Origin of the sequence: Enterococcus sp. RTP21361st1_A6_RTP21361_211029 (assembly GCF_040910045.1) — a bacterium.
Lineage (GTDB): Bacteria > Bacillota > Bacilli > Lactobacillales > Enterococcaceae > Enterococcus_D > Enterococcus_D gallinarum.
Map to the genome: position 1 here is coordinate 1 of NZ_JBDGBK010000087.1, position 14,527 is coordinate 14,527.

Consider the following 14,527-nt stretch of genomic DNA (forward strand, 5'->3'; position numbering starts at 1 on the left):
GCCTATGACAGAAAGTAGCAGTGATGAAACGTTGAGTGGTTCGGCACTCAAAAAAAGAAATGAAACGATCCAAGCAGACTTTGAAAAAAATTTTGCTTCCGCGAATCTTCGCTTAAAAGATGATCCCTTTGAAATCTACGAGACGACCTTACATGGGGCTTCGTTTTCCATCGATGGAAAATATTTATTTTTACGAGCCCATGGGTTGGAATTAAAATTTCAGTATGATGAAGCAACCAATCGTGCCTACGATGAGAACAATGTGCGCTATGAAGTTCAAGTGGATCAGTGACGGATACTAATGAGAAATGCCTGAAAATCAGAACAGTATAAGAAGTTTAAGAGAAATAGATGCCACAAGAAAGTGACAAGTCGATTGAGACAACTTTCGATTGCGATGATGCCAAGAATTAAAACACATCATTAGGCAAGAAGAGAGGTTGTTTTTGATATGCTGTAACCATTGTAGGCATTTTTTAAGAAAATGTGAAAAAGACTGCAAATCCTGCAGGCTTTTTTTGTTCGCTTTAAAATCAGTGAAGCTTCCGATATAATAGCTCCGAGAAGGTGATCACGTGTATAAAGGAAAAATTGCTGTCCGAAAAATCGTTGAATTTATTTTGCGCCGTGGTGATATCGATAGTCGCAAAGTCAGTAACCATACTGCTCAAGAAGGCGCTCGTATCCATCGACGATTGCAAAAAGAAGCCGGCGATGCCTATCAAAAGGAAGTCTTTTTCAAAATAGAAAGCGAGATCGAAAAGGACAAGTTAACTATCGAAGGACGTGCAGACGGCTTATTCTATGACGAAGAGAAACAATGTTGGGTAATCGATGAGATCAAAACGTCAGAACCCTACTTTGAAGATCTTCCTGAGGATCAAATCGATTTATTTTTTGCTCAAGGGATGGTTTATGCTTATATTTACCTTCAAGAAGAAAAGTTGACGGAAATTGAAGTCCAACTAACCTATTACCAGACGACGGAGCAGCTGATCACCCGTGTCCGTCGCCATTTTACAGTGGAAGAACTTACTGAATTTTATACCCACTTGATCAATGAATATCATAAATGGCTGGTTTTTCAGGAAAATTGGCGCCGTGTTAGAAATACTTCACTACAACTGTTAAAATTTCCTTTCGAAACGTATCGAAAAGGGCAACGGGAATTGGCTGCTGCCGCTTATAAGACGTTAAAAAACGGCAAGCGATTGTTTGCTGAAGCGCCAACAGGTACTGGAAAAACCATATCGACTCTTTTTCCTGCACTAAAAGTATTAGGAGAAGGGGATGGCGATCGTTTGTTTTATTTGACGGCAAAAACGATCACTCGCCAAGTAGCTGAAGATGCTTTAAGCAAGTTGGCGGATAACGGCAGTGAAACAAAAAGTGTGACCCTCACTGCCAAGGATAAGATTTGCTTTTTAGATGAACGGAATTGTACGCCGGAACATTGCCCATATGCGAATGGCTATTATAACCGAATCAATGAAGCGCTATGGGATCTGCTTCATCATGAAAATCAAATCACACGAGAAGTGATTGAAACGTATGGAAAAAAGCATACCGTCTGTCCCTTCGAACTTTCGCTGGATGTCAGTGTGTTTTGTGATGTCATTATTGGTGATTATAACTATCTGTTTGACCCGACTGTTTATCTCCGACGCTTTTTTGAGGAACCAGAAGAAGATTACTTTTTCTTGATCGATGAAGCCCATAATCTCGTCAATCGTTCAAAAGAGATGTATTCAGCAGAGATTCGTCGCAGCACGTTTAAAGATCTTAGAAAGCAATTGCCAATGGATCAACAAAAACTTCGTCGAGCATTGAATAAAGTGGAGAAAGAATTCTCTGCGATTGAAAAAATCGCTGAGACGGATCATTGGAAGTACCATCATCAAAAAGAACCCCATGAAACGATGAACAAGCAATTAGCAAAGCTAGCTGAGCTTATGAAAGAATGGCTGCCAGCTAACCCTGAACATACGGCTCAGGAAGCGGTGCTGCAAAGTTATTTTGAAGTGAATCACTTTTTGAAAATTGCTGAATTCTATGACGATCATTATGAAACAACAGTAGAGGTCACTCGATATGAGCTGACTCTTCGTCAATTTTGCATTGAACCGGCTCCTTTTCTACAGCAAGTGTTAGACAAAGGAAAAGCCAGCTTGTTGTTTTCAGCCAGTTTCACGCCTCTTGATTATTACCAGGAAGTGCTGGGAGGCGGAGAAAAAGCATTACGCTATCGACTGCCAAGTCCATTTGATCCTGCAAATCAAAAAATCCTGATCGCAAATTACATCCAGACGACTTACCGGCAACGGACAGCCAGTCTGCCAGCGATCGTAGATGCCCTTTATCGAATGATTCACGCAAAGTCAGGCAATTATATGGTTTTCTTTCCTTCTTACCAGTATTTGGACGAAGTAGCAGAAGCATTTCATCACGCGTATCCGACTATTAAGATGCTCGTACAGGATACAGCTATGAATGAAACGGAACGAGAAAATTTTTTAGCGGAATTCAAATACGACACGGCGGACGCTGAAGAAAAAACTTCGTTGATAGGATTTTGCGTATTGGGCGGAATTTTTTCGGAAGGCATCGACTTGAAGGGAACTCGTCTGATCGGAACGGCGATTGTTGGTGTCGGATTGCCGCAAATCAATCACGAACAAGAACTGATTCGGGACTATTATGAAGAAAAAAAACATGCTGGTTTTGCCTATGCCTATCGGCTGCCTGGAATGAACAAAGTTCTGCAAGCAGCGGGACGTGTCATTCGTGATTCTAGGGATCAAGGCGTGATCCTGTTGCTGGATCAGCGTTTTCATACAACGGCTTACCAGCAACTGTTTCCATTACACTGGCAACACGCCCAAACCTGCTTTCGACCAGAGCAGATTAGCAAAGCAATGGACCATTTCTGGCAAAAACAAAAAGACTCTCAGCACCGATCGTAGACCGTACATGCGGTTTGCGATCGGTACAGAGAGAAGTCAACGATAATTTGTGAATTGTAAATCGATCGGTAATTCAAGCTTGCGCAGCAGCTGGATGACTTCTTGTAAATCGTCACGGCTTTTACCAGTGACACGAATCTGATTGTCTTGAATCTGCGTTTTAACTTTCAATTTTGCATTTTTGATGGCGGTCGTAATTTTTTTCGCCTGTTCTTTATCAATGCCGTTGATCAATTCTGCAGTCTGACGGGCTTTGGCGCCAAGTGCATGTTCAGTCTGTGAGAATTGGATATTTTTTGTCGGAACACTTCGTTTGATGAGTTTGCTGCTTAACACATCTTTGATTTGTTCAAGTTTGAATTCATCGTCTCCCACGATTGTTAATTTATTGCCATCCATTTTAATTTCAACTGTCGAACCTTTAAAGTCAAATCGATTCTTTAATTCTTTTTCTGCTAGTTGGATGGCATTTTTTACTTCTTCTGTATTGATTTCAGATACAACATCGAAACTTGCTTCTTTTGCCACAAAAGATCATCCTTTCTATTTTTCTTTGATTTTACCATGAGTCAGAAAAAAGAGGGGAGAGAAACTAAATTTTTGCAAATAATAGTTTCAATTTTAGACACAAACTGCTATTCTTTGGAAGGAGATTTTTTGTGAAGGGGAAATGGCATTGTGAGTAAATTATGGACGAAACATCAGCAGTCGGAAAGACTGAAAAAAATCGGGGTTATTTTGTTGTCAGGATTGACCGCAGCGATCGCGTTGAATTTCTTTTTGATTCCTGCAAAAGTACTTTCTGCAGGGATGAATGGTGTTGCCCAGTTGATCGTAGCAGTCGGGTGGGAACAATTCGGCTTGCATCTTAGTACCGGTCTCTTTATTTTGCTTTTGAATGTGCCAATCTTTATTTTAGGCTTTATCAAACTAGGCAAAGCTTCCACTTGGATGAGTTTTATTAACGTTGTAGTGGTCTCTTTAATAACGATGATTTTGCCTCAAGGAGAAATCACAAACAATATCCTCGTGAATTCGTTGATTGGCGGCGTATTACTTGGTGTTGGAGTCGCTTATTCGTTAAAAATGGGTTTCACAACGGGAGGAATGGACATCCTCTCATTGATTTTATCAAAAACGACAGGTAAGACTGTCGGCAAATATATGTTTATGCTTAATGGCATTATTGTTATGCTGTCAGGGTTTATTTTCTCATGGGAGAGCGCCTTGTACACGATCATTTCCATTTTTGCTATGAGTTATGTGGTGGATATGCTTCATACAAGCCATCAAAAAGTTACGGCATTGATCATCACCACCAAAGCGGAATCTGTCGGCAAGAATATTTCAAAACATGTGTTTCGCGGTATGACATTGTTGCCATCTGTAGGAGGGTATTCTGGTGTTCCTGGAAATATGATTATGATGGTAGTTACTCGTTATGAAATCTATGATTTGGAACAAGCTGTTTTAGAAGCGGATGAGAATGCATTTATCAACTTTGTTCCGACTCAATCGATCACAGGACGTTTTGCAACAGACGATGAACAGCGTACATTCAAAACAACCGGAGTCTTTCCAGAATTGAAAGTTAACAAAAAGAATCGTCCCTAAGGAAAACGAAAGCGAAAGTGTCATTTACAAAGGGATTAAAACAAGTTATGATTTGAACAGATCATCAAAGGAGGTTTCGACTATGCCTTATACTGAAGCAGAAAGCGAAGCAATCAAAGAACGTGTCTTAGCAGCGTTAGAAACAGTTATTGACCCAGAATTAGGGATTGACATTGTCAATCTTGGTTTAATATATGAAATCGAATTTGACGGGGAAACAGGCGATACAGTTATTAAAATGACATTGACCACTATGGGTTGCCCATTAGCCGACGTTTTGACCGAACAAATTCATGAAGCATTAAGCGACATTCCAGAAGTCAAAAATCCAGAAGTAAAATTAGTCTGGTATCCCGCTTGGACGACTGATAAAATGAGTCGTTATGCAAGAATCGCATTGGGGATTCGTTAAGAATTCGTGTTGATTTAACAGCGTTTCTCACTCATTTAGTATGTAGTCTGAGCTGATTTTTCGGATTTCGGATACCAGATAAAATGAGGGTGTTTTCGATACGGATACCATACCTAATGAGGAAACAATTTCTGAACTCTTTTATTAACTTTAGAAAAAGTTGGTAAAGGAGTTTTTTGTTTTGCAAAATTTCAGGTTAGAGGAACTATTAGAAGAAATGTTATTCAACGAAAAAGCCAGAGGAATCTCACAAAAAACGATAAAGAAGCATCAGAAATTTTTAAACCTGTTTTTTGAATTCTTAAAAAAAGAGCAGATATACTTTCTTGAAGACGTGACACCAAAAAGCATTCGGCAATTCATGTTGCATAAATTAGAAGAGGGATGTGCTGAAACATATGTGAATAGCCATCTAAGAAGCATCAGAGCGTATTTTAAGTATTGTGTAGATGAAGATTATATCCGATACGATAGAAACCCCTGTATGCGTGTTAAATGGGTAAAAGAGCGTAAGGTAATTATTCAGACATTTAATGATATGGAAATCAAAGAAATGCTGAAAGTAGCTAAGAAATTGACTTTCTTCAAACCTCAGAGAATGGATAAAAAGCATACTGGCTATCAAACGAGATTCACGAACCAAAGAGATTATTTGCTCTTACTTATTCTTGTAGATACAGGACTACGAATCAATGAGGTAATGAATTTAAGAGATATTCATATCAGTAATAAAGAAATATTTGTTGAAAATGGAAAAGGAAAGAAGGATAGGATTGTCCATTGTTCACCGTTGATTTACAAAGAATATTTAAAATATAGACGAGTAGCAAATAACTTTTTTGCCTATAATGAAATAGAAAATATAGAAGATTATGTATTTTTGACGAGAGAGGGTAAGCACTACAACTATATTTTAGCTGAACGTGCGATAGTTAAAATTGGGAATCAATGTCAGATTAGGAAGTCTATTAGAGTAAGTCCACATAGTTTTCGGCACTATTTTGCTCAAAAATTAGTTCGGAATGGAACTGATATTTATAGAATTCAGAAACTACTAGGACATGCTTCAATAAAAACAACGGAAGTTTATCTAAGAAGTTTAAATATTGAAGATGAAATTAGTAAAGCGGTAAATTTTTCACCATTGCAAACATTATAGAAGTCCAATTTTTAATAAAACTTGGTATACTAAATTTATAGAATTTGAAAGGTGATTTAAAGAATGAAAAATAATTGGATTAAGTTTTATGGCGAAAATGATTTATCAACTGGATTAGATTTAAGTAATGTAGAAACTTTTATCAATGACTTTATTTTAAACCCTATAATCAATACTCTTAATGAAGCAATTGAGATATATAATGTGTTAAAGTTTTTGGATTTGGGTTATTTTAAGGAAATGTCATCAGAAAAAATTTCTGAATGTAGAAAAAGTTCTCATCGACTATTAAACGAATATTTCGGTAAAGGAGAATTGTCAGAATACATAACAGAATATAGTGATTTACACTTTCAATATCAATCAGATTTTTGGGATATATTTGTTAGGTTCAAGGTAATAAAGAGGACAGAATATGTTGACTTCGAGAAAATTATTGATGAATATAAAATACCTATTCATTTATTATTAGAATATCAAAAAATATGTGAAAAGTATAAATTGTTTTTTAAGAAGAAACTATTGTCAAAGCACGTATGCAGAATCCCAATCAGGGAGTTTCGAGCTACAAATACAATCGTATAAAGAGAAAATTAGGTTGAATCCTGAATGGAAACTAGTTGATATTTATGCGGATAGAGGAGCATCGGGTACCACTATCAAAAAAAGAGAGCAATTCAATCGTATGTTAAATGATTGCCGATTGAATAAAATTGATTTGATTATTGTGAAAAGTATTAGTCGATTCTCAAGAAATGTATTAGATTTTATTTCAATTTACAGGGAATTGAAAGCGTTAACTAATCCTGTAGGAGTATATATTGAAGATTTGAATATAAATACTTTAGATACTACTAGTGAAACATTATTATTAATGTTAAGTGTAGTAGCACAAGCAGAGAGTGAACAGAAGAGTGAAGCTATTACATGGTCTATTATTGAACGATTTAAAAAAGGATTACCTATAATTCCCACGCATAACTTCCTAGGATTTACTAAGGATAGATTTGGTAAGGTTGTTATTGAGGAATCAGAAGCTGAAATAGTTCGTTTTATCTATAAAAATTTTCTTGAAGGAGTTCGGGCTGTTGATATAGCAAGTCTTTTGAATGAAGCGAATATACCAACTGTAGCAGGCAATAAGTGGAAATCTTCATCAATTTATCGTGTGTTAAGAAATGAGAAGTATTTTGGCTTAGTTATTATGCAAAAGACTTTCACTGTAGATTGTTTTTCACACAAGAAAAAAATCAATCGTGGTGAGAAACCTCAGTATTTATTGAGAAATGGATTGCCTGCTATTGTATCTGAAGAAGATTGGGATTTGGTTCAAGAATTATTGTCAAATCCAAGAAAGGGATTCAAAAAGAAAACTGTCAAAAATATTGAAAAACCTAAAACTTTTGTTTCTACTATTAAATCAGGGTTATTTAAAGGATTTATTGTGATTGATGCTAAATGGTCAAAAGAGGAAGTCGCTGAAGTATTGTCGAAAGGAGAACACCAATAATGAGCAAAATGAGTTTTGATGATTACAATTTTGAAGTGATTAGTGTAGAAACTACAGGGAATTATTTGCTGACCCTAAATAAAAATTCTTTGACATTTGATAAATCAATTGCAGAAGCCTTAGGCTATACAAGTCACGTAAAACCACTTTTAGATAGAGAAAATAAAGTGTTTGCTATTCAAGCATGTAAAGCGAATTCTCTAAAGTCTATTCCTTTTTCAAAACCTGAAAGTCAACAAAAAGGAAGTATTAAGATGCAATATGGGGCAATTAGGAACATACTCAGGTCGCTAATGGGCGACAAATGGAAAGAAGAGATGAGATACCAATTTAAAGGTGATTTAATACCTGACAAAAAAGCTATGATTTTTGAATTAGAAAAATTTGAAGAATTGTTACCATTCATTCCTAGAAATACAAAGTAAATATAAGTTTTAAAGACAGGCATGGTCATGCTTGTCTTTTATTTATACATGACTTATAGTACGCTGCTTGATATAATGAAATAGACAAAAACAAATTTAGGAGCTGAAAAATGGATACTCGATTAATGCAACAAATAAAAGAGATTTTAAAAGAATTCCCACAGTATTGGATGGGAGAAGAGCTACAAAGACCAATTGTTATTGATGACTTGAAAAATTATGATGCACTGCTAATTTCAGCATTATTGAAAAATCAAAAGATTAGAGAGAACTATTCGGTAAAAGCTGGAGATGTCGTTATTTTCAAAGTGCAAGAATTTATTGATATTTTGAGATATAAAGATTATTGGGCAGATAGTTATACAAAATATTCTAACACAATTGGATTATCAAGTGAGGGAAAATATCTTCAATATAATACAGATGTGGTGTTAGATTTTCCTTACAAAGACTGTATTTTAGAAGGCGGTATGACCAAAGAAGATATTGGAAAAGAAGAAGTTTTCTATAATGAAATCATTGCAAGAGATGAAATAGATACTCTTTTAGCACCAAAAGCTCTAGTAAATGCTAAAAAATATGATTCTTCAGGTGAACATAAAGTTAATTCATTTAGTGATGATGATAATTTAATTATTAAAGGTAACAATTTATTAGCTTTGTATTCTCTGAAGGAGAGGTATGGGAATTCTATTAATTTAATATATATTGACCCACCGTTCAACACTGGAAATGATAGTTTTAAATATAATGATAGATATAATCAATCTAGTTGGTTGACATTTATGAAAAATCGGCTTGAGGTAGCTAAAGAGTTACTTCATGAAACAGGAAATATATTCGTACACATAGATATTAATCAATCTCATTATTTGAAAGTATTAATGGATTCAATATTTGGAAAAGATAATTTTGTTGAAGAAATTATTTGGTCATATGGTTCTGCTTCTGGTGGGAGAGCAGCGGGAGCTAAACCGGTGAATGTTCATGATTATATCCTACATTACGCTAAAAATTATAAGAAACGGAAACAAAATAAAGTATACACTCCATATTCAGAGAAATATATAAAAGATTGGTTTAAGTTTGATGATGGTGATGGGAGAATTTATCGACGCAGACAGCGAGGAAAAGACTCTTCAGGAAATTCTATTTGGGAGAAGCAATATCTTGATGAATCAAAAGGCGTTCCTCTTACAACAGTTTGGAACGACATAAGCCAAATATATGCAAATCCTCAAGCATATAAAGAAACAAATAGAGCTACATCTGAAATAGAAATTGACTTTGGAAATTCAGGTCAAAAGCCTGAAAAATTATTAAAGAGAATAATTGAAATGGCAACAGATGTCGATGATATAGTATTAGACTTTTTTATGGGGACAGCAACAACCGCCTCTACGGCAATAAAGCTTAAAAGAAAGGTTATCTCTATTGAGCAAGTTTACAATCAAGTTCAAATTGGAAAAAAACGTTTAATAGATGTTGTTAAGGGAAAAAAATCGGGCATTTCAAAAGAACTTGATTGGACAGGCGGAGGTTCATTTATATATGCTGAACTGATGGAATTAAATCAAATATATATGAACAAAATTAACCAAGCATTTACTAAAGAAGAATTAGCTGATTTATGGGATGAATTAGACAATAATGCTGATTTAAATTTCCAATTAGATAAAGAAAAACTAGTTAATGAATTGTTAAAAGAAAATGATGAAGAAGAAGGTTCTGTTACTTTAAATAACATAACTTTTGACGAACAAAAAGAAATTTTCAAAAAAGCGTTAGACAAGAATCAACTCTATGTTCCATATTCAGAAATAGAAGATAAGAATGTTCTCATTTCTGATAATGACAAAGCCTTTAATCATAGTTTTTACAACAATGAGGGAGAATAGTTATGGCAAAAGAACGGTTATATGAGTGGTTAGATAGAGAAATGAGAACAATTACTTATGCTATGAATCCTCATGAAGTTCCTGAGTATGTTAAAGCTAATCTAAGAGATGAACTTCGCCATTATCAAGAAGAAGCTTTCAGACGTTTTCAGTTTATGCAAGATGATAATTTGCTTGCAGGTATTAGTAAAGCAGGATTTCGGAGAGAACATTTGCTGTTTAATATGGCAACAGGCTCAGGAAAAACCATGGTCATGGCGAGTTTGATGTTGTATTTGTATAAAGAATTCAATTATCAAAACTTCATTTTCCTTGTAAATACTGATGCGATTATCAAGAAAACACGAGAAAATATGTTAAATACACAATCAAATAAGTATTTGTTTAATCCAAATGGTATTTTTATTGATGGCGAGCAAATTATGATTCAAGCAGTGGACAATTTTCCTGCTGTCAAAGATAAAAATACAATTTATTTAAAATTGACAACGATTCAAAAAATCCATGGAGAATTAATTAAACCTAGAGAGAATGGTATTTCTTTAGAAAGTTTGGAAGAGGAAGATATAATCATTTTAGGGGATGAAGCTCATCATTTTAATGCTTCTACTAAAGATGAGAAAAAGAAGAAAGAGTCATGGGAAAAAACTATTGTTGATAAAATGTTATATTTGAGAAATAGTAATAAGCTTTTAGAGTTTTCTGCAACGATTAACATGGATGACAAAAATATCTCTCAAAAGTATAGTGATAAAATTATCTATAAGTATGACTTGGGTGAATTTATGACAGATGGCTATTCTAAAAATGTGTTAAGACTACAATCATCAGAAAATGATGATGAAAAAATGAAAGACGCTCTCTTATTAAGCCAATATAGGAAATTGATTGCTAGAGAGAATGATATTTCTTATTTTAAGCCAGTCATCATGTTTAAGTCTAATACTATCAAGATTTCTAAACAGAAAAGACTAGATTTTAAGGCAATCATAGGAAATTTATCTGTGGAAAGTTTATCTAAATATATTAATCAAAGAAAAATAACAGTATCATCTAATTCGACACTTTATAAAGTCTTTTCTTATTTTTCAGAACAAGATTTAGATAGTATCATTCGAGAAATTCAAGAAGATTTTGAAGAAAGAACTATCTTAGATGCAAATGAAAAGAACATGTTGAGTGTAGATAATGCAGTGTTATTGAATAGTTTAGAAAACATTAATAATCCCATTAGAGTTGTTTTTGCTGTTGCTAAATTAAATGAAGGTTGGGATGTTTTAAATCTTTATGATATTGTCAGAATTTCTGAAGGAGCAGGAACCACCAGAACTGCTACAGATAGTGAAGCCCAACTAATTGGACGTGGTGCAAGATATTTTCCTTTTGTATATGAAGGAGAGAAAAGTTACCAACGCAGGTTTGATAATGTGAATAGTGATTTACGTTTCTTAGAAACATTGCACTATCATACGATTAATGAAAAAGGCTATTTAGCTAATCTTGAAAAATCAATGGATGCTGTTAATTTGATTAGTTCTAGTGATGAAACAGTAGAGATATTTGAAGCGAAATTAAAAAATTCTTTTAAAAATACAAATGTTTATAAGCAAGGGAACTTATTTATCAATGAAAGTAGAGCAACGACTTCTGAAGATTATAGTTCACTAGATAAATTTACAATTCCCAAAGAATGGGAAACCGAATATATAGGTTCAACTGTTGAAACAGATTATCAAGGGAACGTTAATGATGAAATGGTAATTCAGAGAGAATCAGAATTTTTACATGTAGATAAACGTTTCTTTAGAAAAGCTCTACAGAGAAACCCTTTTTTCCGTTTTTCTAATTTGAGAAATTATTTACCTTTACTTGAATCAAAAGAAGAATTAATCAATAGTTCGAAGTATTTTAATGGCGTTTCTATAAAAGTGTCTTTACCTAAGGGACAGCATATTGTTGACTTATCAGCTACTGAAAAATTAGAAATTATTGATAAGTTTTTGATGTATTGCGAAGAGAAAATTCGTAAAAATTATAAAAAAGAGATTGGTTTGAAAGTATTTAAACCAGTTCCTATTAGAAATGTATTGAAGGATTATGAAATAGTCTCTCCTAAATTCCAAACTGGTCAAGTTACGCAACGTATTCTTACACATCCTATGAAAGGCAAAGATTGGTTTGTTTATACTCATGCGATTGTGAACGGAACAGAAAAGAAATTAGTTGATTTGATAGGAACTTTTGTTCAAACGTTGGAAAAAAAATATGAAAAAGTATACCTTATTCGTAACGATGAGAAAGGAATTCGTTTAAAGTTAACAGAGTTTAATGGACCGCGAGGATTTATGCCTGATTTTATTCTATATCTTGAAAATGAAACTTTTAATTATCAAGTTTATATTGAGCCAAAAGGACAACATTTGGAAACTAATGATGCTTGGAAGCAAGAGATATTATACGAAATAAACGGTTCAGATATTGAAGTGATTGGTGAAAATGAAGATGTTCGTTTGATTGGATTGAAATTCTATAATGAAGATAACGAACGAGAATTTATCAATGAATTATCTGAAAAAGTAAATGATGGCAAATCTTTAGATAATAAGATTGGATTGTTTATTGAAGAAGTATAATAAAATGACTCAAATACTAAATGAATTGTATGACCAATGAATAGAGGAAAATTAGATGAATATCCAAAAAGCATTAATCGAGCTAACGATAAATGGAGTGGTTACTTGTAAACAGCTTTCCGATTTTTATGATTCTTATCATGAAGATAAAGAATTTCCAGATGCAATTGATTTTCTAAGTGGAAGTATTGTAATAGATATGGGGCAATTAAAGGACGAATTGTATGCTTCTGAAGATTCACATGAGCTAGGTGCTGTGGAATATATGCAAAAGCATTACCCTTCAGCAATCCTATTGATAGATTTAATCCCTAAGGATAAGAGAAAGTTCATCCATTAAAATAAAATTTATCAATTTTAAATCTGTATGTTTGTTACAAAAAATGAAAAATTAAAGCTGATTTTGAGCTGTATTTAAGGACATATTTCTGGAATTATTTGAGATTATGAATTGTTTGTTTTTTTGAGAAAATTTAATTGGACTACAGACAAGATGCGTAAAAAAATCCTCATTGAGTATGTAGTCCAAGCCATTTAAAGGGACAATTCAACTCTTTTTTGAGGTATAATGAATCCGCAGAAGTTAATAAAAAGAACAGAATTTTGGTTTCTAAGATGCACTGGAATCGGGTATTTACTATCGCTTTAACGCAGGAAAAAGCGATAGAAATGCTGATATAACAGCACTTGACCTTAACAACAATGGGCTGTCCACTAGCCGATATTTTAACAGAATCTATCCATGACGCATTGAAAGAAGTACCAGAAGTAACGAAAGCAGAAGTAAAACTTGTCTGGTATCCCGCTTGGACGACCGATAAAATGAGCCGTTATGCACGGATCGCGTTGGGGATTCGCTGATTCCAATGCAGCGGCTGTTAGTTTCGTAAGTCGTTTGAAATAGTATGGATGTATAAGTACATTTCATTCTCTAAATAATCCGTAGAAATTTTGGAACTCTTTTATTAACTTTTAAGATAAGTTAGTAAAGGAGTTTTTTAGTTAAACAATTTTTTATTAGTATCTGTTGCATTTTCAATAAGGAAACGCGACCCCATACCTCTGTTAAACAGGAAGCTTTATAGTAAAAGAAAAGTGAGTCTGAATTTAGCGAAATGAACGATTTTCGTGCGACGACTGCTTGTCGTTTCAGAGACCATTTTTGTAAAAAATGATAAAATAATGATCGATAACTAAAGAAAAGGAATCCGGCCTATGCTATTAACAAAGAAAAAACTCTCTCGCCTAGCGGCTCCCTATAATGAAGGAGATATGAGTATTGGTTTTGCCGAATCACAAAGTATAGAAAGTATAAGCAGCAAAACGATTTTACTTGTGAATGATCGCCAAGTAATCATTTTATTTTTGAACTTTTTTCAAACAAAAGTCATTGATCACATGGCTTACACCAGAAAAGATCTAGTCAATGAGCAATTAAGTCAAGGGTTCAATGGGTTAGACGTTGTTTGGCGTTTTACAGTCCAAAATAAAAAATGGCGTTTTCGCATACTAAAGAAAATAGTCACACTAGGAAAAATGCAAAGAGAATTGATCGAGCGGCTCTAAAAGAGGGTACGTACCTAAATTGTAAAAGAATTTTGAGCGGTAATTTGATGAAGACTGATTGTCTTTTTTTCAAGGATCTCAGCGAATAGAGAATTGCTACAAATAAAATAATGACGAAACCTAAAACGGCAATTGCATTTTGCAAACTAGAAAGGTAAACTATTTTCAATGAAGAAAGGAGACGAACAATGTTAACGACTAAATTTGGTGAATTCACCTACGACAATCCCTTTATGAATGCTTCCGGCGTTCACTGTATGACCACTACGGATTTGGAGGAACTTGCAGCATCAGAAGCCGGTTCTTTTGATACAAAAAGTGCCACTTTAGCACCGCGAGAAGGAAAT

11 protein-coding genes and 4 pseudogenes are annotated in these 14,527 nt (G+C 34.2%); 14 read left to right on the plus strand and 1 reads right to left on the minus strand.

From position 1 onward, the window contains the following. A pseudogene (locus AB5Z52_RS13315) lies at nt 1-292 on the plus strand (hypothetical protein); the annotation flags it as partial. A 283-nt stretch (nt 293-575) separates the two neighbouring features. Beyond that, entirely contained in the window at nt 576-2,963 is a 2,388-nt protein-coding gene (locus AB5Z52_RS13320; protein ID WP_288551514.1) for an ATP-dependent DNA helicase, read from the plus strand. Nucleotides 2,964-2,999: 36 nt separating this feature from the next. Here AB5Z52_RS13320 and AB5Z52_RS13325 read toward each other — a convergent pair whose 3' ends face one another. Beyond that, nucleotides 3,000-3,491, minus strand: coding sequence for a YajQ family cyclic di-GMP-binding protein (locus tag AB5Z52_RS13325; protein WP_003127292.1), 492 nt, complete (start codon nt 3,489-3,491; stop codon nt 3,000-3,002). Nucleotides 3,492-3,641: 150 nt separating this feature from the next. On the opposite strand from AB5Z52_RS13325, the gene AB5Z52_RS13330 reads away from it, so the two are divergent. The 12 genes and pseudogenes from AB5Z52_RS13330 to AB5Z52_RS13385 all read left to right on the plus strand — a co-directional run. Further along, entirely contained in the window at nt 3,642-4,577 is a 936-nt protein-coding gene (locus AB5Z52_RS13330; RefSeq protein ID WP_003127293.1) for a YitT family protein, read from the plus strand. An 82-nt stretch (nt 4,578-4,659) separates the two neighbouring features. Beyond that, nucleotides 4,660-4,989, plus strand: coding sequence for a metal-sulfur cluster assembly factor (locus AB5Z52_RS13335; protein WP_005472593.1), 330 nt, complete (start codon nt 4,660-4,662; stop codon nt 4,987-4,989). A 181-nt stretch (nt 4,990-5,170) separates the two neighbouring features. Beyond that, a complete protein-coding gene (locus AB5Z52_RS13340; protein ID WP_002338238.1) occupies nt 5,171-6,148 on the plus strand; it encodes a tyrosine-type recombinase/integrase in 978 nt (325 codons plus the stop codon). Nucleotides 6,149-6,211: 63 nt separating this feature from the next. Continuing rightward, a complete protein-coding gene (locus tag AB5Z52_RS13345) occupies nt 6,212-6,733 on the plus strand; it encodes a hypothetical protein (RefSeq protein WP_249974608.1) in 522 nt (173 codons plus the stop codon). Next, nucleotides 6,669-7,658, plus strand: a pseudogene (locus AB5Z52_RS13350) (recombinase family protein); the annotation flags it as partial. The gene AB5Z52_RS13345 and the pseudogene AB5Z52_RS13350, both read left to right, overlap by 65 nt. Continuing rightward, nucleotides 7,658-8,083, plus strand: a complete 426-nt coding sequence (locus AB5Z52_RS13355) for a hypothetical protein (RefSeq protein ID WP_249974609.1) — start codon at nt 7,658-7,660, stop codon at nt 8,081-8,083. The pseudogene AB5Z52_RS13350 and the gene AB5Z52_RS13355, both read left to right, overlap by 1 nt. A gap of 110 nt (nt 8,084-8,193) precedes the next feature. Beyond that, the gene (locus AB5Z52_RS13360) at nt 8,194-9,981 is read left to right on the plus strand and encodes a site-specific DNA-methyltransferase (protein WP_194177996.1); all 1,788 of its coding nucleotides are present in this window, start codon (nt 8,194-8,196) and stop codon (nt 9,979-9,981) included. 2 nt (nt 9,982-9,983) lie between these two features. Further along, nucleotides 9,984-12,614 (plus strand): DEAD/DEAH box helicase family protein, encoded by a 2,631-nt coding sequence (locus tag AB5Z52_RS13365; protein ID WP_194177997.1) that lies wholly within the window; start codon nt 9,984-9,986, stop codon nt 12,612-12,614. Between the two features lie 55 nt (nt 12,615-12,669). Further along, nucleotides 12,670-12,954 (plus strand): hypothetical protein, encoded by a 285-nt coding sequence (locus AB5Z52_RS13370; RefSeq protein ID WP_194177998.1) that lies wholly within the window; start codon nt 12,670-12,672, stop codon nt 12,952-12,954. Between the two features lie 347 nt (nt 12,955-13,301). Then, nucleotides 13,302-13,475: pseudogene (locus tag AB5Z52_RS13375) on the plus strand (metal-sulfur cluster assembly factor); the annotation flags it as partial. A 354-nt stretch (nt 13,476-13,829) separates the two neighbouring features. After that, nucleotides 13,830-14,180, plus strand: a complete 351-nt coding sequence (locus tag AB5Z52_RS13380; protein ID WP_003127295.1) for a hypothetical protein — start codon at nt 13,830-13,832, stop codon at nt 14,178-14,180. 188 nt (nt 14,181-14,368) lie between these two features. Continuing rightward, nucleotides 14,369-14,527 (plus strand): annotated as a pseudogene (locus tag AB5Z52_RS13385) (dihydroorotate oxidase); the annotation flags it as partial.

Coding starts and splice junctions, on each gene's coding strand:
- AB5Z52_RS13335 (WP_005472593.1), top strand. CDS start 4,660: ATGCCTTATACTGAAGCAGAAAGCGAAGCAATCAAAGAACGTGTCTTA.
- AB5Z52_RS13345 (WP_249974608.1), top strand. CDS start 6,212: ATGAAAAATAATTGGATTAAGTTTTATGGCGAAAATGATTTATCAACT.
- AB5Z52_RS13355 (WP_249974609.1), top strand. CDS start 7,658: ATGAGCAAAATGAGTTTTGATGATTACAATTTTGAAGTGATTAGTGTA.
- AB5Z52_RS13360 (WP_194177996.1), top strand. CDS start 8,194: ATGGATACTCGATTAATGCAACAAATAAAAGAGATTTTAAAAGAATTC.
- AB5Z52_RS13365 (WP_194177997.1), top strand. CDS start 9,984: ATGGCAAAAGAACGGTTATATGAGTGGTTAGATAGAGAAATGAGAACA.
- AB5Z52_RS13370 (WP_194177998.1), top strand. CDS start 12,670: ATGAATATCCAAAAAGCATTAATCGAGCTAACGATAAATGGAGTGGTT.
- AB5Z52_RS13380 (WP_003127295.1), top strand. CDS start 13,830: ATGCTATTAACAAAGAAAAAACTCTCTCGCCTAGCGGCTCCCTATAAT.